Below are 20,004 nucleotides of genomic sequence, written 5' to 3'. Positions count from 1 at the left end.
ACCGATGTTCAAAACTGCGGACGAAGTCCTCAAGTTCATCGCTGACGAAGATGTGAAGTTCGTCGACATCCGATTCACCGACCTCCCCGGAGTGCAGCAGCACTTCAACGTACCGGCGAAGTCCGTAGATGCCGACTTCTTCATCAACGGCCAGCTCTTCGACGGGTCTTCCATCCGCGGGTTCCAGGGCATCGCCGAATCCGACATGCAGCTGATTCCCGACGTGACCACCGCGTTCCTGGATCCGTTCCGCATCGAGAAGACCCTGGCGCTGAACTTCTCCATCGTCAATCCCCGCACCGGCGAGCCGTACCACCGCGACCCGCGCGGCGTAGCCGAGCGCGCTGAGGCCTACCTGGCCTCCACCGGCATTGCCGACACGGCCTACTTCGGTTCCGAAGCCGAGTTCTACATCTTCGACAACGTCCAGTACGAGTCCTCCCCGCAGGGCAGCTTCTACAAGGTCGACTCCATCGAGGCACCGTGGAACAGCGGCCGCGAAGAAGCCGGCGGAAACCTTGGCAACAAGACCCCGTTCAAGGGCGGCTACTTCCCCGTGGCTCCCGTGGACAAGCAGGCTGACCTGCGCGACGCCATCTGCGTGGAGCTGGACAACGCGGGCCTTGAGGTTGAGCGCGCCCACCATGAGGTTGGCGGTGCCGGCCAGGCCGAGATCAACTACAAGTTCACCACCATGACGCACGCGGCCGATGACCTGCTGAAGTTCAAGTACATCGTCAAGAACGTCGCCGATGCCTGGGGCAAGTCCGCCACCTTTATGCCGAAGCCGGTCTTCGGTGACAACGGTTCGGGCATGCACTGCCACCAGTCCCTCTGGAACGGCTCCACGCCGCTGTTCTACGACGAGAAGGGCTACGCCGGTCTGTCCGACGTAGCCCGCTGGTACATCGGCGGCCTGCTCAAGCACGCTTCCGCCGTCCTGGCCTTCACCAACCCGACGGTGAACTCCTACCGCCGCCTGGTCAAGGGCTTCGAAGCTCCGGTCAACATGGTGTACTCGCAGGGCAACCGCTCGGCCGGTATCCGGATCCCGATCACCGGTTCCAATCCGAAGGCCAAGCGCCTTGAGTTCCGCGCTCCGGACCCTTCCTCCAACCCGTACCTGGCCTTCGCCGCACAGCTGATGGCAGGCCTGGACGGCATCAAGAACCGCATCGAGCCCGCTGACCCGATCGACAAGGATCTCTACGAGCTTCCCCCCGAAGAGGCCCGCGGCATCCAGCTGGCACCGGGTTCGCTGGAAGAGGCACTCGATGCGTTGGAGAACGACAACGAGTTCCTCCAGGCCGGCGGCGTGTTTACCCAGGACTTGATTGACACCTGGATCGCATACAAGCGCGAAAACGAAATCCAGCCGCTGCTGCTGCGCCCGAACCCTTACGAGTTCGAGCTCTACTACGGCTGCTAAGCCCTAGCTCCGGCAGCGGGCCAACCCCGCAGCAGAGCCCCGCATACCCTGCCTCACGGCAAGGCATGCGGGGCTCTGTGTTTATGAGGGGTCCGGGATCACCTGAATTTGCCCCGATATTTGGTGATCGCCAGCGCGTAAGCAACGGCCAGGACTGCCGCTAGCCAGGCCAGGGCAACCCAGTTCCCGGTGCCGGCCGGCTCCTGCGCAAACAGGGCACGGATGGTGTCCACCACAGCGGTAACCGGCTGGTTCTCGGCAAACCACGCAACCGGTCCCGGCATGGTGCTGGTGGGAACAAACGCCGAGCTGATGACGGCAGGAAGATCAACGGGTAGCTGAACGCACTGGCACCGTCGATGGTCTTCGCCGAGAGCCCGGCAAGGACGGCTATCCAGGTTAGCGCCAGCGTGAACAGGATGAGGAATCCCGCCACTGTGAGCCAGGCACCAGCGGAAGCGCCTGTCCGGAAACCCATGATCAGGACGACGGAGAGGGACAACAGTTTCGCCGCCAGCGACGTCACGACATGGGCCCAGAGAACGCTTGACCGCGTGATCGGCATCGACGTAAACCGTTCAAAAATCCCGCCCTGAAGATCCTGGAAAAGCCGGTATGCGGTATAGGCCACCCCTGACGCAATGGTAATCAACAGGATCCCCGGCAGCGTGTAGCTGAGATATGACTCATTGGACTCGGTGGTAATCGCTCCCGCGAACACGTAGACGAAAAGCAGCATCAGCACGATCGGCGTCAGTACGGTGGTGACGATCGTATCCGGGCTGCGGAAGACGTGACGCAGAGAGCGTCCTGTCAGTGCAAGGGTGTTGCTCAGCGCATGCGTGCTCATCACGGTTCCTCTCCTGCGGGCGCCGCGGCGTCCAGGCCCAGACCCGTCCCGGAATCTCCGGTTCCTACGAGTGCCAGATAAACGTCCTCGAGGGTGGGCTGCTTCTGGACATATTCGACCCTGGCCGGCGGGAGCAGGGCCCTCAGTTCAGTGAGGGTGCCGCTCCGGATGATGACCCCCTGATGCAGGATGGCAATCCGGTCCGCCAGCTGTTCAGCCTCTTCGAGGTATTGGGTCGTCAGCAGCACCGTGATCCCGCTGTCTGCCAGGATTCTCACGGTTTCCCAGACTTCGGCCCGTGACTGGGGGTCAAGGCCTGTTGTGGGCTCGGCCAGGAAGACCACCGACGGGTCGCCGATCAGGCTCATGGCGATGTCCAGGCGCCGGCGCATTCCGCCCGAGTAGGTGGCTGCCCTGCGCTTACCTGCTTCGGTCAGCGCGAACCTGGCCAGAAGACCGTCGGCTGTTCTCTTCGGGTCTTCCTGCTGCCGCAGCCTGGCGATCAGGAGCAGGTTCTCCCGGCCGGTGAGCATATCGTCGATTGCCGTGAACTGGCCGGTGAGGCTGATGGATTGCCGCACCTCGCCGGGCTTCGTGCCGACGTCGAATCCGCAAACCGCGGCGGCACCGGAGTCGGCTTTCAACGTTGTTGCCAGAATACGCACCAGCGTTGTTTTGCCTGCCCCGTTGGACCCGAGCAGCGCGAGCACGCTCCCCGCGGCTACGTCCAGGTCTATGCCCCCCCTGCAGGACCTGCAGATCTTGGAAAGACTTCTTTAGCCCGCAGACCCTGATCACAGGGACGGCGGGTGGATTGGCTGTCATGCTCGATCTCCAGTCGAGGCGACTAGGTTTCTCCGGCGGCCTCTTTGATGGTGTTGTTCAGGCACAGCCGTTCCTTGTTAATCCACTGGCCGTCCGCATAGTTCTGCAGGAAGGCCTCGGCAAACTCCGCCGGGTCCTCCCCCACGATGTCGCGGATGGGAGTTTCGTCAACGGCTGCCCGTTCAATCAGGTCCGCGAGGTCCTCCAGCATCTGCAGGAAAACGTCACCCCTGGCGATCGGGCCGGCGTACATGGGGTACCGTTCCAGTCCGTCGATTGCCTTGCGATAGCCCGGCGGCAGCCGGTCCTTGCGTGCCTTGTACTGCCGCCAACGTTTTTTGTCTTCGAAGGGGCCGGTCACCTTCTCAATCCATTTCGCGGCCATGGTTACGTCCCTTCTTCCTGCGCGTGGTCCGCCTGTCGGCGGATCATGCCAATCCGGTCTGCCAGAAATCCCCAAGATTCCCAGAAATCCTCGAGATACTTCCGGCCCGAAGCATTGAGTGAGTAGACCTTGCGGGGCGGCCCCTGCTCCGAAGGGACCTTCTGGACATCGACGAGGCCCCGCTTTTCTATCCGAACCAAGAGTGCATAGACGGTACCCTCTACAATGTCCGCGAATCCCTGTTCCCGCAGTTTGGCCGTGATCTCATAGCCGTATGCCGGGCTCACGGCCAGGAGCGCAAGGACAATGCCCTCCAAAGTGCCTTTGAGCATCTCGGTCAGCTGTACAGCTGTTCAGCGTCATAATGCTGGTCAGAATCGGCACCGATAGAGAGATTGCCGATGACCTTTAGCACGTTGTAGGCGTCCACCGGCGGAGCTGTGCCCAGCAGACTGGACAGCTGTTTCATGAAGCGAGCCGCAGACCGGGAGGCCGTCCGCCGCAAGTTAGAGGACGTCAAAGCCAACAGTGTCGACGGTCCCGGCCTCAGGCGAAGTTGCGGTCAGAACCTGCACCCTCAATGGCGGAGAGGCGACGGCATCGAGGTGTTTCGGTGGCCCGTTTGCGCCCACGACCTGCTGCGCCGCCCACAGTGCTTCGTCCAATTGGGTAAGGAGACCCGGACCGGCGAGCGTCACAAGAGGTCCAATAGCGCGGCGCAGGCCCTCCATCAGAACCTGCCAATCAGCGGCTAGCAGTCTCCGGGCAACCATGGTAATCACTGAGGAATCGTTGGTGAGCGTCGCTGGTTCAAGCATACTGGCCAGTACATCGTTGCGTAGGTATACGTTGCCCACCTCCTCAGCGCGTCTCAGCGCTTCGTGCAAGAGAAAGACCCGTCTAGGCCCGTCGATTTTGGCCGCGAGCATAACCAGACCCCACGTCGCCGATAACGCGTCGGCCCCTTCAAGTGCTGCTACGCCAATGTCCGTTAGGTCCAGTGCCCCTTGCTTGTCTTCGCCGGCGGCTAATGCGGTAGCTGTAGCGGCAGCGGCCGCACGGTCCAGGACGGAGAGGTCGGCGGGTGCACTCTCTAAGGTGGCGCGACAAGCTGCGGGCACAGCGTCAGCGTCGGCTGTCATGGCGGCTACATGAATGCGCGCTAGAAGGGCTCGACCGGGATGCTGGATTGTGGCCGCAATCGCCTCGGCCTGAGTGGCGTCAAAGCGCGACAGCGCCAACGCTGCGGCTACGCGGACAAGGTCCGATTGGATATCGTCAGGATATCCTGCCATGGAGGAAAGACCCCGGCTAATACTTTCCATGATGGTTTGGCGATCCCAGCCTTCTGGGCTCTTTGCCAAGATCAACTCCCAGAGGCGTTGGGCTCGCAGCGTGGCATCTAAGTACCAAGAATCCGTCGCTTTGGAGAGCTCCTCAGCGATGTGCATGGCGTTCGACGGAAGTAATAGGGCAGCCTCCCATCGCGCCCGTACGGACGGGTTGAGGTAGGCCAGTACAGGTCCCTGATCCACTTTCTCAAGATCCAGCTCGGCGACGTAGCGGGGCAGGCTAACAGCGGCGCGGTCTAGAGCGTCCAGGGCAGCAGCCGCGCGCCCGTCGCCCGCCTCGGTCAGTGCCCTGACCAAGGCGGCGCAGGCAATCAGGCGCTCACCAGAATCTGAGGGCCATCCAGCCAGGTCTATGGCCATATCCCTGTCCAGTTTAGCCACTGGCTCGATAGCGGCTGCTATCACCCCCGCCCATGACGCAACAGCACCCGCGCTGCCGGGAGGCATCCCTATACTGCGGGCGACTTCCGCCGGTTCGACGAACCACCTCCAGTCTCGGCCTCTAAACCAGTAATTCACCGAATTCCTAATAAAGACGATGAAATTTGTCGTCCGCAATACCCCTTCATCTTTGCTGACCAGGCCTTCGGCAGGGCGGAACAGGCCGCCGCGTATCAGCTTGGGGTCGTGACGACCCAGAACGGCCGCCGGCGCTTGATCGGGTGCGCATTCGTCTAGCAGGTCACGGGCCAAGTCGATGTCGGTGTCGGAGGCGTCAATACCGATGCAGGCAAGAACCGAGGAGCGTCCGTGGAATGAGTCCCATGATCCGCCCCTGATCCAGCTGCCGCCCATGAGCCGGCCCACCCTCAGTGCGCGTTCACGATCCCAAGCACTGAAGGCTCGGGCGACTTCGCCCAGCGTGGCGTCGACGCGGCTGCGCTCGAACGGGTCGTGCACTGAACCCGCCGCTTTCACGATGAGCCCCTCCGCTTCATCAGCCAATTCCAGAGCCCAGGCAGGATCTGCGGTGTTCACGGCCACGGCCAGCGCCGCAATATTCGCCGCTGGCCCGTACCAGCCCAGGCTCCGCTCGTAGGTCAGCACGCGTTCCGCCACCTTGCGGCACTTATCGCGCTCACCCCATGCTGCCCACAACGCAGCGGCCCTGGTCATCACCCAACTGTTCGTGGAGTCTACCTCTTCTATGCGGTCGAGCAGCCATACGGCCAGGTCCGGCTCGGCCAGACGCACCATCGACGCAGCCTCCAGCATGGCACGCCGCCGGTCCCCCGAAGAGTCGTTCTGTTCGAGCGGCTGCTGGATCATGGCTCGTAGTTCTAAGGCGGCGTTGGCGGAGCGCCCTTGGTCCGACTGGTGCCATCCGGCGACCAATCCTGCGAGGGCAGTTATCCGTCCTTGGAGTGTCTCGGCGTCGAGGTGCTGCTCGGCGAACAACAGCAGTCGCTCGCGGTCGACGAGTTCCGCTCCTTGCGCCACGTCAACGGCAACGGTGGCCCGACCCTCGTGCAAGCGATCAAGCAGGCCCAGAGCTGAAGCAGGACCGGCCGCACGGACCGCTGCGGCGACCACTGAGTCGTGCACGTTGTGGGCGCCGTCATTCTCGGCTTCTGCCGCCGTTGCGAGAGCCCGATCGAGGTCATAAGGAGCAAGTGTCTCGGCAGCCGCCTTGATGGCTTTGTTGCGCGCAACGGGCATCTCGAGTGCAGCGGCCACCAGACGGTCGGCTCCATCATGTGCACCAAGAAGCGGACGTTGTGCGGCTGGCGTGCACGCGACAATGGCCTGAAGCGCTGTGAACTGGTGCTCACTGGGTAGCAGAAGTTGGACGCGCGCATCAGCTTCGCCCAACCGGCCGAGTTTGGCCATGAGCCCAAAGACAGCGGGGGCAAGCAGTCGCTCGCTACTGCTTAACTCAGTTCTCACCACATCAAGGAAAAGCGTGGCGGCCAACGCCTTACCGGGGTCGGCCTCCTTATTGGCTTCGGCCAATGCTATTTCAACGATACGTTTGAACGGCAGGTCTGTCAGGAATCGCTTGCGGGAGGCGGCTCGCAAACTCGGGTTGACGAGCGCCTTGACTTCATTGCGGCTGGCATCACCTAACTCTACGAGGTGCTCGACAAGATGCAGGAGCCCATAGTCGTCGATCGACTCCCAGCCGACCTTGTCCCAGCTTGTGTCCTTCTGGTAAGCACGTACGATACGGCGATGCCATTCATCGCCCTCCACGCCGAGATCGGGAGCCTCCTCCACGGCGTCGCGTGTCAAGAATTCCGCGACGGATGGGTGGAAGAGCTGCCAGGCCACACCCACCTCATCTAGGAAAGGGGTAAGACGTTGCAACACGCTGATGGCAGCACTCCTCCACACACGGATGCCGCCTAGATTCATCAACTGTTCGAGCGTCATCGGCGCCCTGGCAACCGCTAGGACGCCCAGCATACGCTGGCCAGCCCCCTCCCACGCCGGCGTCAGCCTGTCAGCAGGCCCAACTGGACTCTCAACGTCCAGGCCCCCGAGCAGGTTGATTTCTTCACGGACGTTACGGAGGAAAGTGGCGTAGAGAGCACCCAGACCTTTCGGCAATTCATCCAGGCGAAGGAGATCATCGAGCGTCGCCTCGTTATCGTCCTGCATTGCAGAGCGAAGAGCCCGCGCGTAGGCCGTGAGATAGGCGAAGTTTCCCTCCGATGCTTGTGCCAACCTTTCGGCAGCGGCGTCATGGTCGGGCAGGTGCTCCTCAGCGATCGACACCGCCAACAAGTGGCGAGAGAATTCCCGTGTGTCGTCGAGCACCCCCGCTGACGCTGCGTCCAGTCGAATAACCTCGATGCTGCCGGCACGGGCACCTTCAAACGCCTTGAGCCGTGGATGAGGTCGTGAAGACACCACGAAGCGCACGTTGGGCGGCAGTTCGGGTCCGCTCTCGAGCCAGTCCAGAATGCTCATACCACCCCGGAAACGAAACACCTCGTCGAGCGCGTCGACGAGTACCACAACGTGCTCTCCTGGCTGGCTGGCCCCCAAGACCACAGCCGGATCGATCAGGGCCAGGTACTGGAGGGTCTCAGGTGCCAGCAACCGAGGCTCCAATGTGGCGTTTGTCACTTCCACGCCGACGAGATGACCGTTCAGCCCTCCGATTTCCTGTGAAACGCGGATGGCGGTCCGATGGAATGGCGAGACATGAAGATCCTCGATGCGCACTCCTACTACGCTCGACTCTGGACCGGCCTGGGTGACGCGTTGGTTCACCACGACCTCAAGTCGCTGCGGGTCGAAAAGGGCTGGTTGCCGGGCCGCGAACTGGTGCCCAATACGGATCAACGCCGAGGTGGCGTCCCCACCGCTCAGCGGTGTTGTGCTGTCGCGGCGGTTGAAGTAGCGCAGCCATTGGGGATTTCTATCAGCCAAGCCGGCCATCAGACCAGTCTTGCCAGCTCCGGGCTCGGCGACCAACAAGACATACTGACATTCGGGGCGCCCGAGTCGGTCGATAACCTCTTGTTCGAGCCAGGTCCGGCGCACGTACCCATCAGAGTGCACATACCCGGCGATTAGGTCTTCATAGAAGAGTTGTTCGTCGTCTGCGCCGCGAAGTCCCGGTCCTCCCATCCCATGGCTCATGGGGACTATGTTCTACCCGATGGCTGGGGTGCGCTGCCTTGTGTCATCTTTACGCACCCATTTTCTTGACATCCACACCGACGACATCAGATGCGTCATCTATGCGCTGGTGGACGTTTACGCTTCCGCGCAAGAGTTCCTCCACCTTGGCCCCCGTGATGCCGTGCGCCCGGGCAATGGTTTGAAAGACTTCGATCTGGGAGCCCATGGTCTCGAAGATCGCTGCGAATTCGGCCTGCCTCTGTGGCTCCGCTGTCAGTTTCTTGACCAGGCGTGCCTCAATCACCGGCGCATAGATGTCGGGTTCTTCCTCAAACTTGCCCAGGTCTTCAGCGGCGGACTTGTCGGAGGACCACCATGCCTTAAGTCTCGCGAACACACTGGCTGCTCCTTTCTCCGCGGTTTCCTCAACGGCGCTGAGCACACCCTCGCTAAACTTGTCGGCACCCTTCAGTAGCGCACCCATGAGAATCGGAACCAAGATCTCCAGAACCATGACTTTTCCTCCCTGCGGATTCGCAACGACACTGGCGATTCTAGTAACGAAAGGGAGGGCCGCATAGGCTTCTACAAGACTCATCTGTGGTGCTCGTGGACCGAGGTTCTTATCTCATCTAAAAATCGCTCGCGAAACGTTGGCCGGCGCTTGGGCACTGCGGCGTTCTTAGCCGGGGTGGTAACCGGGAGAAGTCGGGCTTTTGTTCATTCACGCGTGAGCCTAGCTCCTAGTAGATTAATTAACAGCCACTATGATCTCTGTTCCACTTCCATAGAATTGGGGCCCTGCCCCACGGTTTGGGAGTCAGGCCGCCGAGGTCCTTGCCGGCAGCACGGCGCTTGGAAACAGAGTCGTTGATGCGTTCGCGTTTGATCTCCATCTGGGCCAGTGCAGGCATGACCTGAAGACCGTGGAGCCCCTCGGGGTACCGGTATCCACGAAGTCGCGAATCCGCGGTTCGCTCCCCCGCGGATCCCGGGTGAAGGTCATGTTCTGCTCGCCCGGGGCGGCGGTCACGGTGTACCTGTTCATCGTCGGGCTCCTTCAGTTCGGGCCGCGGGAGGCAGGCGTTACTCCTGCCGGACGGTTGGGTCCACCAGGAGGCGGGAGGGGCTAGTAGGTGTACGGCTCGGAGAAAACCAGGGCAATGATCAGGACCGATAGCAGCGTAACAATGACGCCAAGAATCAAACCGATGATGCCGAACACCTTGTACATGGGCGCCCGGTCCCGCTGGTTCGTGAGCCCGATGGCCGAGAAGGCACCGGCAGCAAGGCCAATGACAGTGCCGACGATTGAGATAAAAAACATGAAGAGGGATACGATCCCCAGAATAAATCCGGTCAGGGCAAGCGGGTTTGAACGCAGGGGGTTCTTGAGGTGGCCCGGATAACCCGGAGTATCCCGAATAGGCAGGATGTGTGCCTGCGTATCCCTGCTGATACCTCTAGTAGCCCGCGGCCGGATCCGTGTAGCCCAGCGGCTGCTGCGACCGGCTGGCCTGGAAGGAGGGGAATGCCTGTTCCCTGCCGCCGGGATATCCCGAGGCACCGGGGTACGACGAGGCACCGGGGTAGGACTGCGCCACTTCGGTGTCGGCCGCGTCAACGGCAGATACCGGCGCTTCAGGCGCCGCAGCTTCTGCGGATCCGGGACGGCCGGAAGGCCCCGGGTGAACGGGTTGACCGGGATCTGGCTGGCTGCCGGTCCGCTGCCGTTTCCCCGCCGTCGAGCCTCCTGACCCTGAAGATTCAGGCGCTGCCAAGGGCAAGGTGTAAGTGCTCCACTCCCTGCCGTCCCACCATCTCTGCTCTCCGGGATGAGCCGGATCCTGGTACCAGCCGGGCAGTGGCGTTGTCATGCGGATCTCCTGGTGGTTCGGCGGCAGGCATTGCGGTCACGGGTGGACCTGTGTTGTAGGTTCTACCGTAACCGACCGTGCGCGGTATCCGCTTTCAGCCGGCAGATCGAGCGCCGTTGCAGGTCAGGGCGTAAATCCGGTACTGACGGAAGTATTAGCGCCAGAGCTGTTCAGCATGCTGATCTCAGCCGCTGAAACGCCTCCGGCCACGAGGGCGCAGCCAAGGACAATGGCTGCCACTTGTGCGGTTACTGATGGATTTGTCCTGCGACGGGTCTTGGCGACATGCTTCAGCATGGATGGATTCTCCAATCGATTGGTGTTGCATTCCTTAGGCGAGCGGCTGCCTTCCGGCTGGCATGCAAGCGCACGCATGCGGCGTCTCTGCGCCGTAATGGGGAATGCGGATACTGCTCCTGCCGGGAAGGCAGTGCGGCTGCTGCAGTGCAGTCTTTGACGTACAGCGCGGCCGCTGCAGTGCAGGGCGGCGTCTTTCGGGAAAACCCCGATGCGCCGCAATCCCTGCTTCCTTAAGACTAGGAGCCTTTCGGAACTTCCTCAACGTGGGTCTGCTCACTGCCTGGAGACCAAACGACGACGGCGGCCGCCCCCGCTCAGGGGGACAGCCGCCGTCGTTAGGGTGGCGCAGCCGATGCACGCCGCCGGGGTGAGTCAGAGCACCTTGGCCAGGAAATCCTGCAGCCGGGGATGCTTGGGTGAGGAGAAGAACGTCTCGGGGTCGCCTTCTTCCACGATGTGACCGTCCGCCATGAAGATCACCCGGTCCGCCACTTCGCGGGCGAAGCCCATTTCGTGGGTTACGACCACCATGGTCATGCCGGCCTTGGCGAGGTCGCGGATGACCTGCAGCACCTCGCCCACCATCTCGGGGTCAAGGGCGGAGGTGGCTTCATCGAAAAGCATGATGTCCGGAGCCATCGCCAGTGCCCGTGCAATCGCTACACGCTGCTTCTGGCCGCCCGAGAGCTGCGCGGGGCGGGCATCGGCCTTGTCCGCCAGACCCACCTGGTCCAGCAGGCGCAGGGCGTTGGCCCGCACCTCGGCCTTGGAACCCTTCTTCAGCTCCAGCGGCGCCAGCATGACATTCTGCAGCACGCTCATGTGCGGGAACAGGTTGAAGTGCTGGAACACCATGCCGATGTTCTGGCGGACCTTGTTCAGGTCAACCTTGGGATCGGTGATGCTGACCCCGTTGACCTCCACCTCACCGGCAGTGATGTCTTCCAGCTTGTTCAGGCAGCGCAGGAAGGTGGACTTTCCGGAGCCGGAGGGGCCGATAACGCAGACCACCTCGCCTTCGGTAACGGTGACGTCGAGGCCTTTGAGAACCTCGTTGGTGCCGTAGGACTTGCGCAGTCCGCGGGTGACGATCTTGCTCACTTGTTAAACCTCTTATCCAGTACATCCGCCAGCTTGGTCAGCAGCGTGATGACGATGAAGTACAGGGCGCCCACGATCAGCAGCACCTCGGCGGTGCGGAAGTTCACGGCATAGATCTGCTGGGCCTGGTACGTGAGTTCGGCAAAGCCGATCACCGCCAGCAGCGATGTGTCCTTCAGGGTGATGACGAATTGGTTGATGAAGGAGGGCGTCATAATCTTCACGGCCTGCGGGATGATGACCTTCTGCATCGTCTTTCCGTAGCCGAGGCCCAAGCTGCGTGCAGCTTCCATCTGGCCCGGATCCACTGACTGGATGCCGCCGCGCACGATTTCCGTCATGTAGGCACCCGCGTTCAGCGACAGCGTCAGAACGCCGGCGGTCAGCACGTCCACCGGCTGTCCGATCAGCTGCGGCAGGCCGAAGTAGAAGAAGAACGCCTGCACCAGGACGGGGGTGCCGCGGAAGATACTCACGTAGGTGGTGGCTATGCCGCGCAGGATCACGTTGTGGCTGACCTTGAAGAAGCCGAAGAGCACGCCGAGCACCAGAGCGAAGACCAGGGACAGTGCGGTGGCGAGCAGCGTCAGCCCCAGGCCCTTGGCAAAGGCCGGAGCGTTGTCCGTTACCAGGGACCAGAAACTGGAGTCTTCAGCACCTGCTTCGAGGTAGCGGTCCAGGATCTCGTCGTATTCGCCGCTGTCCTTCAGCTCGGCCAGGCCGGAGTTGAATGCCGCCAGCAGTTCGGGATTGGTGCCCTTGTTCACGGCAAAGCCGTAGGAGGACCCAACTTCCTTGTCCGTGACGGTCTTGAGGCCGTTGCCGGACTTGATGCCGTAGGCGAGCACGGGGTAGTCATCGAAGACGGCCACGGAGCCGCCGGACTTGACGTCGTCGTACATTTGCGCGGACTGGGCAAAGGCCACCACGGTGAAACCGTACTGGTCCTTGATGGACTCCGCGAAGGTCTGGCCCTCGGTGCCCGTTTTGACCGCCACACGCTTTCCGGCGAGATCTTCGTAGCCGGTGATCTCATTGTTGTTCTCGGCAACGGCCATCTGGATGCCGGACTCGAAGTACGGGTCGGAGAAGTCGAAGGTCTTCTGGCGTTCCTCGGTGATGGACATGCCGGCAATGACACCGTCCACCTGGTTGGACTGCAGCGCCTGGAGCGCCGCATCAAACCCGAGGGAGCGGATGTCGACGGTGAAGCCCTCTTCCTCGGCGATCGAGTTGAGCAGGTCCATGTCGATGCCCACGAGTTCGCCGTCCTGGCGGAACTCAAAGGGCGCGAAAGTGGTGTCCGTGCCGACGGAGAAGCTTTCGCCCTCGACGGTCTTGGGGTCCTCAGCGGCGTAGGCCGCGGTTGCGGGGACGCCAAGGAGCAGTGCGATGGCCGCGGTCGCCGCTATGAACGGGGCGGCGAGCTTAGCCGGGCCTCGACGGGCCCGTGTGCCGGTTTGCAAGGTGAAAACGTCTCCTAGATGTTCCGAATCGGCACAGAAATGCCGATAATGCCTCATAGAGCCTACCCAGCGGGGAGCTCAGGAACTAACCGGGAGTGCGGCGGGCCGGGATTCGCCCGCCGTCGAAGCAGGTGTCAGTGCGTGCTGTAGCCGTAGAACCAGCGCTCAAAAACTGCCCTTGATCGGCGCGTGATCCGCAGGTAATCCTCCTCCAGAACGCCGCCCTGTCCCGCCCCGTAACCGCACCAGCGGGCAACAGCTTCCAGTTCCTGGCGTGAGGAAGGCAACACGTCGGGGTAACGTCCGCCCCTGATGACATTGGCGCTGCGGATCCTGCTGGCCAGCAGCCAGGCTTCACGGAGGATCGCTGTGTCCGCCTCGGGAATCAGACCCGCCGCAGCAATGGCATCCAGTGCCGGGAGCGTGGATGTGGTGCGCAGTTCAGGATGGGTGCCGGCGTGTTCAAGCTGCAGCAGCTGCACCAGCCACTCGACGTCGCTGAGCGCCCCGCGGCCGAGCTTGAGCTGCCGCGAGGGATCGGCACCGCGCGGCAGGCGTTCGTTTTCCACGCGCGCTTTGATGCGCCGGATTTCCACAATGTCGTGCTCACTGACACCCGCCGAATAGCGGATCGGGTCGATCAGGTCGATAAAGTCGGCGGCGAGGTCGTCGCTGCCGGCCATGGGCCGGGCCCGCAGCAGTGCCTGCGCTTCCCAGATCAGCGACCAGCGGCTGTAGTACTCGCGGTAGGACCCCAGGCTGCGGACCAGCGGCCCGTTGCGTCCTTCCGGGCGCAGGCCGGCATCCAGGACCAGCACTTTCTCTGCCAGGATGGCAGGCGTGCACGGCTGCTGCAACAGGGCCGAGAGCTGCCCGACAATGCGCTCGGCCTGGGACTGTGCAGCCCCGGGATCCGCGCCGGGCAGCGCCCGGTGGACGTACAGGACATCTGCATCGGATCCGTAGCCGATTTCCCGCCCGCCCTGCCTGCCCATGGCCACCACCAGCATGTCGGTGAGCTTCTCCTCCTGCTCCAGCACTGCGCCTTCGGCAACGTGCAGTGCCCCCAGGACCGCAGCCCGGTCCGCGTCAGCGAGCGCCTGGCCCACCTCTTCCTGGGTAAGCAGGCATGCGCTGTCGGCAAGCGCAATCCGCAGCATCTCGCGCCGGCGGATCAGCCGGATCAGCCGCATGGCCTCCTGCGGTTTGGGATGGCGGGACATCTTCGACCGGATTTCCTGCCATTGCGCGTCGAAGGTCATTGGGACCAGGAATTTATCAGTGTCCAGCCAGGCCGTGGCCTCCGGCGAGACCTCCAGCAAATCGGTGATGAACCTGCTGGAGGACAGGATGGAGCACAGCCGCTCCCCCGCGGCTGACGAGTCGCGCAGCATTCCCAGGTACCAGTGGGTCTCTCCCAGCGATTCGCTGAGGCGCCGGAAGCCCAGCAGGCCGGCGTCGGGATCCACCCCGTCGGCGAGCCAGCCCAGCAGCACGGGCAGGAGCTGGCGCTGCAGGGCAGCACGGCGGCTGATGCCGGTGGTCAGCGCCTCGATGTGCCGCATGGCCCCCTTGGGGTCCGCATAGCCCAGGGCAGCCAGCCTGGCCTGCGCGGCTGTCGGCGTAAGACGTACCTCGTCCGCGCTGAGGTTCGATGCCGTGTTCAGCAGCGGCCGGTAGAAGATGCTCTCGTGGAGACGGCGCACCAGCCGCTTGGTGCGCTGCCAGGTCTCGGTGAGCCGTTCCGCCGTGGGACGCCCCGCGGCCAGCGATCCGCTGGCGGCCTTGGCCAGTGCCCGCAGGGCCGCTTCGGACTCCGGCATCAGATGCGTGCGCCGCATGTGCACCAACTGGATCCTGTGTTCGAGCACGCGCAGGTACCGGTAGGCGGCATCCAGGTCCACGGCATCGGTGCGTCCGATGTAGCCGCCCTCGCTCAGCGCCGCGATGGCCGCCGTCGTACTGCGGACGCGCAGGGTTTCATCGGTCCGCCCGTGGACCAGCTGGAGGAGCTGGACGGTGAATTCGACGTCGCGCAGACCGCCGCTGCCCAGCTTCAGCTGCCGGGCTTCTTCGTGGGCGGGAATGTTGTCGGTGACCCGGCGGCGCATCGCCTGCACGGCTTCCACGAAGCCCTCGCGCTCGGTGCTGGACCAGATCAGCGGCGCCACTGCCTCCTCATACCGGCGGCCGAGGTCCGGGTCCCCTGCCGCGGCACGGGCCTTGAGCAGCGCCTGGAACTCCCAGGTGTGCGCCCAGCGCGAGTAGTAACTCAGGTGTGAGTCGAGGGTGCGCACCAGGGGCCCGTCCTTGCCCTCGGGCCGCAGGTTGGTGTCCACTTCCCACAGCCCCGGCTCGGGGGCGGAGGCGTTGATGGCACGGGAGATCCCGGCCGCCAGAGCGGTTCCTATCCGCGACGCGAGCGTCTCGTCCAGCCCCGGAGCCTCCATCACGTAGATGACATCGACGTCGGAGATGTAGTTGAGTTCCCGCGCACCGGCTTTGCCCATGGCGATGACGGCAAGGCGCACCCGGGAAATGTCCTCTGCCGGGTAGCTGGTGGCCAGCTCGGCACGCGAGACAGCCAGCGCCGCCTCCAGAGCGGCACCCGCAAGGTCTGCGAGCTCGCGTCCGACGGCGGGCAGCACGTCGGTGGGCGAGGCGGAGCCAAGGTCCCGCACGGCAAGGTCCAGCAGGTGCCTGCGGTATCTGGTCCGCAGGGCAACGTAGGCTTCCGTTCCCGTCAGTCCGGCCACCGGTGCAGTCCCGGTACCGGCCTTGACGGATTCCAGCAGCGACGTCCGCAGGGTGTCCCCGGGCACCTCCGCGGGTTCGGCACGCAGCGGAGCCCGCAGGCTGTCCGCTGCCTCAGGGTGGCGCATCAGGAACTCTCCCAGCGCCTCTGAAGCACCCAGGAGCCTGAAGAGGGCTTCGCTTTCCTGTTCGCCCGCCTCAACCAGCTCCCGCAGCGAGGGAACGCGGTCCAGCAGCCGGACCAGCGACTGCAGCGCCATATCCGGATCCGCGGCCTGCAGGAACCCGGTAAACAGCGCCTGCTCATCAAGCCCCTCCAGCTCGGGAGCCTGCAGGAAACGGCTGCTTTTGTCCAGGTCGCTGAAGCCTGCGGCGATCAGCCGGCGGGTGAGACTCACGCGAGGACCTCCATCTCTAGAGAATGCCCAGGTTCTTCTTCAGCTCAAACTGGGTGACGTGCTGGCGGTACTCGTTCCATTCGGCACGCTTGTTGCGCAGGAAGTTCTCAAAGACCTGCTCACCGAGGATCTCGGCCACCAGTTCAGACTCTTCCATCGCCCGGACAGCGTCATGCAGGGATGCCGGCAGCGGATCCAGGCCCATGGCGCGGCGTTCGGCAGCCGAGAGGCTCTCAATGTCATCCTCGGCACCGGCGGGAAGCTCGTAGCCTTCTTCGATGCCCTTGAGCCCGGCACCGAGCAGGACGGCGTAGGACAGGTACGGGTTGGCTGCGGAGTCGATGCCGCGGTATTCAATCCGCGCTGACTGGCCCTTGCCCGGCTTGTACAGCGGCACCCGGACCAGCGCGGAACGGTTGTTGTGGCCCCAGGACACGTAGCTGGGCGCCTCCCCGCCGCCCCACAGGCGCTTGTAGGAATTCACGAACTGGTTCGTGACGGCAGTGAATTCCGGTGCGTGCCGCAGGATGCCGGCAATGAACTGGCGGGCGGTGCGGGACAGCTGGTACTCGGCGCCGGCTTCGAAGAACGCGTTGGTGTCGCCTTCGAACAGGGACAGGTGCGTGTGCATCCCGGAACCGGGATGATCCGAGAACGGCTTGGGCATGAACGTGGCGTAGCAGTTGGTGGTCAGGGCCACTTCCTTGACCACGGTGCGGAACGTCATGATGTTGTCTGCCGTCTGCAGGGCATCCGCGTACCGCAGGTCAATCTCGTTTTGGCCGGGGCCGGCCTCGTGGTGGCTGAACTCCACCGAGATGCCTACGGCTTCCAGCATGGACACCGCGGTGCGGCGGAAGTCCTGGGCCACGCCGCCGGGCACGTGGTCAAAGTAGCCGGCGCGGTCTACGGGGACGGGTTCGCCGTCGGGCCCGAGCTCATCGGACTTCAGCAGGTAGAACTCAATCTCGGGGTGCGTGTAGCAGGTGAAGCCCATGTCCGCGGCCTTGGCGAGCTGCCGCTTGAGCACGTTGCGGGGATCCGCCGCCGAGGGCTGGCCGTCGGGGGTGAGGATGTCGCAGAACATGCGCGAGGTCTGCTCGGAGTCTCCGCGCCAGGGAAGGATCTGGAAGGTGGACGGATCCGGCTGGGCCAGCATGTCTGATTCAAAAACGCGTGCCAGTCCCTCAATGGAGGACCCGTCGAACCCCAGACCCTCTTCAAACGCGCCTTCGACTTCGGCCGGGGCCAGGGCTACGGACTTCAGCGTGCCCACAACATCGGTGAACCACAACCGCACAAACCGGACGTCTCGCTCTTCAATGGTGCGCAAAACGAATTCCTGCTGGCGGTTCATCCCTACCCTCTTTCTTCAGACGGTGGGACGGCCCGGATCCTCCGGTGCCGTCCCAGTATTACAAGCCTGGGTTCACTCTACCCATCCTCGGGCCTTTTGCCGCCGCAGGCCCTGAAGGGGACCCTGCGTTACGGCGGACACCGGCGGCTTTCGGGAGAACGGCGGCAACGCCGCGCGTGTTTAGTACGCTCAGGTCATGACCGATGCGCAACAGTCCGCTCCGTACGCGCCGGATCCCGGGAGCCCGCCGCTTTCCGGCACCCCCGGGGATCCTGCGAACCCGTCCACGCCCCGCCGGATCCGCATCCCGCACCTGCAGCAGTTCAAGAACTCAGGGGAGCACTTTGCGATGCTCACCGCTTACGACCAATACACCGCCGCCATCTTTGACGAGGCCGGCATCGAGGTGCTCTTGGTGGGTGATTCGGCCGCCAACAATGTCATGGGCCACGCCACCACGCTGCCCATCACACTGGATGAGATGCTCGTGTTCGCCCGCTCCGTCACGGCGGGAGCCATCCGCGCCCTGGTGGTCTGCGACCTGCCCTTCGGCTCCTACGAGGTCTCCCCCGCACAGGCCGTGGAATCCTCGATACGGCTGCTCAAAGAGGGGTTGGTGCACGCCGTCAAGCTGGAGGGCGGGGCCGCTTACGCGCCGCACGTCCGGGCCCTGGCGGCGGCAGGGATCCCCGTCATGGCCCACGTGGGCTTCACGCCGCAGAGTGAGCATGCCCTGGGCGGCTACCGGGTACAGGGGCGCGGGAACGCCCGGCACACAGTGCTCGACGACGCCGCCGCCCTGGCCGAAGCGGGCGCCTTCTGTGTCCTGATGGAAATGGTGCCGGCCGATGTCGCTGCCGAGGTGGATGCCGCCGTCGCGGTTCCCACCATCGGCATCGGCGCCGGCAACGCCACCACCGGACAGGTCCTTGTCTGGCAGGACATGGCAGGCCTGCGCAGCGGCAAGCAGCCGCGGTTCGTCAAGGCGTTCGCGGACGTCCGTTCAGTACTGGCAGCTGCTGCCCGGAGCTATGCGGACGAAGTGCGCAGCGGAACCTTTCCCGGCCCGGAGCACAGCTTTTAGCCGGTGAGGTTCTTGGCCCGCCCGCGGCGGGAGCCGCTACCAGCTGCGGTTTTCTTCGTCCTCTTTGTCCCAGGCTTCGTTGCGCTGCTGCACCTTCAGAAGAGCTGACTGCGCCTCTTCCTCTGTTTTGTAGGGGCCGAGCAGTTTCGTCCAGTCGGACTGGGGGCCCTTTTCAACCTCGTGCGTGACAACGTTGAACCAGTATTCGGTCATGGTCGGATCTCCTTGAACGTGGTGCGTTTTCTTCCCAGAACTTTTGCTCCGTGCTCATAAAGACGTTCCGGAGCTCCGGCCGAGGGGACGGCGTGCCGCGGCACAGCCGTGCGGCGATAAGATCGATGGTATGCCCCACACAGTTGCCACTGCACCCCTTGGCCATCTCACCCCGGGAATCGTGAGCCGGCGGCGTCCGGTTCCCGCCTCGATTCCGCGACCGGAATACGTGGACAGGGAAGCTCCCACGCCCTTCACCGGTTCAGAGGTCAAGAGCCCTGAAATCATCGAAAAGATCCGGGCGGCCTCAAAAATTGCCGCCCAGGCCATCGTGGAAGTGGGCAGGCACATCGCCCCCGGCGTCACCACGGACGAGCTGGACCGCATAGGCCATGAATTCCTCCTGGACCACCACGCCTACCCGTCCACGCTGGGCTACCGCGGCTTCCCCAAGTCGCTGTGCTCCTCCGTCAACGAGGTCATCTGCCACGGCATCCCGGACACTACGGTGCTGGAAGACGGCGACATCATCAACATCGACATCACCGCGTACATCAACGGCGTGCACGGGGATACTAACTGGACCTTCCTCGTGGGAGACGTGGATGAAGAGTCCCGGCTGCTGGTGGAGCGCACGCAGGAATCCCTCCGCCGTGCCATCAAGGCCGTCATGCCGGGACGGGAAATCAACGTCATCGGCCGCACCATCGAGTCCTACGCCAAGCGTTTCGGTTACGGTGTTGTCCGTGACTTCACCGGCCACGGCGTCGGTGAAGCCTTCCACACCGGCCTGATCATTCCCCATTACGACGCCGCGCCCGCCTACAGCAGGCTGATCGAACCGGGAATGGTGTTTACGATTGAACCTATGCTCACTCTCGGCACCATTGAGTGGGACATGTGGGATGACAACTGGACCGTCCTTACCAAGGACCGCAAACGCACCGCCCAGTTTGAGCACACGCTGCTCGTGACGGACTCCGGCGCCGAAGTTCTGACCCTTCCCTGACCTGTTAGTCCGAGCTGAGAACTACTACTGG

The 20,004-nt window shown here is 63.4% G+C and carries 15 protein-coding genes and 3 pseudogenes; 3 read left to right on the top strand and 15 right to left on the bottom strand.

The genetic code is table 11. The features are described from left to right. Nucleotides 1-4 precede the first annotated feature (4 nt). The gene (gene glnA / locus KG104_RS06990; RefSeq protein WP_104054675.1) at nucleotides 5-1,429 is read left to right on the top strand and encodes a type I glutamate--ammonia ligase; all 1,425 of its coding nucleotides are present in this window, start codon (nucleotides 5-7) and stop codon (nucleotides 1,427-1,429) included. Nucleotides 1,430-1,527: 98 nt separating this feature from the next. On the opposite strand, the pseudogene KG104_RS06985 reads toward glnA (KG104_RS06990), so the two are convergent. From KG104_RS06985 to glnA (KG104_RS06930), 14 genes and pseudogenes are all read right to left on the bottom strand, one after another. Further along, nucleotides 1,528-2,279, bottom strand: a pseudogene (locus KG104_RS06985) (ABC transporter permease). Further along, nucleotides 2,279-3,104 (bottom strand): annotated as a pseudogene (locus KG104_RS06980) (ABC transporter ATP-binding protein). Before KG104_RS06980 ends, KG104_RS06985 begins: the two co-directional pseudogenes overlap by 1 nt. A 22-nt stretch (nucleotides 3,105-3,126) precedes the next feature. Beyond that, nucleotides 3,127-3,489, bottom strand: a complete 363-nt coding sequence (locus KG104_RS06975; RefSeq protein WP_207346552.1) for a DUF1048 domain-containing protein — start codon at nucleotides 3,487-3,489, stop codon at nucleotides 3,127-3,129. 2 nt (nucleotides 3,490-3,491) lie between these two features. Then, nucleotides 3,492-3,821 carry a PadR family transcriptional regulator gene (locus KG104_RS06970; protein ID WP_207346551.1) on the bottom strand — a complete coding sequence of 110 codons (330 nt, stop codon included), beginning with the start codon at nucleotides 3,819-3,821 and terminating at the stop codon, nucleotides 3,492-3,494. Nucleotides 3,822-3,826: 5 nt separating this feature from the next. After that, nucleotides 3,827-3,958, bottom strand: a complete 132-nt coding sequence (locus KG104_RS18195; protein WP_273545210.1) for a hypothetical protein — start codon at nucleotides 3,956-3,958, stop codon at nucleotides 3,827-3,829. Between the two features lie 37 nt (nucleotides 3,959-3,995). Next, entirely contained in the window at nucleotides 3,996-8,432 is a 4,437-nt protein-coding gene (locus KG104_RS06965; RefSeq protein WP_207346550.1) for a hypothetical protein, read from the bottom strand. Between the two features lie 49 nt (nucleotides 8,433-8,481). Continuing rightward, nucleotides 8,482-8,928 carry a hypothetical protein gene (locus KG104_RS06960; RefSeq protein WP_207346549.1) on the bottom strand — a complete coding sequence of 149 codons (447 nt, stop codon included), beginning with the start codon at nucleotides 8,926-8,928 and terminating at the stop codon, nucleotides 8,482-8,484. 310 nt (nucleotides 8,929-9,238) lie between these two features. Then, nucleotides 9,239-9,369: pseudogene (locus KG104_RS18040) on the bottom strand (recombinase family protein); the annotation flags it as partial. A gap of 174 nt (nucleotides 9,370-9,543) precedes the next feature. Further along, nucleotides 9,544-9,741, bottom strand: a complete 198-nt coding sequence (locus tag KG104_RS06955) for a hypothetical protein (protein WP_207346548.1) — start codon at nucleotides 9,739-9,741, stop codon at nucleotides 9,544-9,546. Nucleotides 9,742-9,877: 136 nt separating this feature from the next. Beyond that, nucleotides 9,878-10,291: a DUF2510 domain-containing protein gene (locus KG104_RS06950; protein ID WP_207346547.1), complete on the bottom strand. Its 414-nt coding sequence runs from the start codon at nucleotides 10,289-10,291 to the stop codon at nucleotides 9,878-9,880. 672 nt (nucleotides 10,292-10,963) lie between these two features. Further along, nucleotides 10,964-11,692, bottom strand: a complete 729-nt coding sequence (locus KG104_RS06945) for an amino acid ABC transporter ATP-binding protein (protein WP_104054677.1) — start codon at nucleotides 11,690-11,692, stop codon at nucleotides 10,964-10,966. Then, complete coding sequence (locus KG104_RS06940; protein ID WP_372434078.1) at nucleotides 11,689-13,158, bottom strand: amino acid ABC transporter substrate-binding protein/permease; 1,470 nt, start codon at nucleotides 13,156-13,158, stop codon at nucleotides 11,689-11,691. Before KG104_RS06940 ends, KG104_RS06945 begins: the two co-directional genes overlap by 4 nt. Nucleotides 13,159-13,292: 134 nt before the next feature. Next, complete coding sequence (locus KG104_RS06935) at nucleotides 13,293-16,310, bottom strand: bifunctional [glutamine synthetase] adenylyltransferase/[glutamine synthetase]-adenylyl-L-tyrosine phosphorylase (protein WP_207346546.1); 3,018 nt, start codon at nucleotides 16,308-16,310, stop codon at nucleotides 13,293-13,295. 16 nt (nucleotides 16,311-16,326) lie between these two features. Beyond that, a complete protein-coding gene (gene glnA / locus KG104_RS06930) occupies nucleotides 16,327-17,667 on the bottom strand; it encodes a type I glutamate--ammonia ligase (RefSeq protein WP_104054680.1) in 1,341 nt (446 codons plus the stop codon). A 196-nt stretch (nucleotides 17,668-17,863) separates the two neighbouring features. Here glnA (KG104_RS06930) and panB point away from each other — a divergent pair, with 196 nt between their 5' ends. Further along, nucleotides 17,864-18,751 (top strand): 3-methyl-2-oxobutanoate hydroxymethyltransferase, encoded by an 888-nt coding sequence (gene panB / locus KG104_RS06925; RefSeq protein ID WP_207346545.1) that lies wholly within the window; start codon nucleotides 17,864-17,866, stop codon nucleotides 18,749-18,751. Nucleotides 18,752-18,787: 36 nt separating this feature from the next. Here panB and KG104_RS06920 read toward each other — a convergent pair whose 3' ends face one another. Beyond that, nucleotides 18,788-18,964 (bottom strand): SPOR domain-containing protein, encoded by a 177-nt coding sequence (locus KG104_RS06920; protein ID WP_146067205.1) that lies wholly within the window; start codon nucleotides 18,962-18,964, stop codon nucleotides 18,788-18,790. Nucleotides 18,965-19,094: 130 nt separating this feature from the next. On the opposite strand from KG104_RS06920, the gene map reads away from it, so the two are divergent. Then, entirely contained in the window at nucleotides 19,095-19,973 is an 879-nt protein-coding gene (map, locus tag KG104_RS06915) for a type I methionyl aminopeptidase (RefSeq protein ID WP_207346544.1), read from the top strand. Nucleotides 19,974-20,004: the final 31 nt, after the last annotated feature.

The organism is Arthrobacter sunyaminii, assembly GCF_018866305.1.
GTDB lineage: Bacteria > Actinomycetota > Actinomycetes > Actinomycetales > Micrococcaceae > Arthrobacter_B > Arthrobacter_B sunyaminii.
This window is presented reverse-complemented; position numbering and strand designations above follow the sequence as displayed.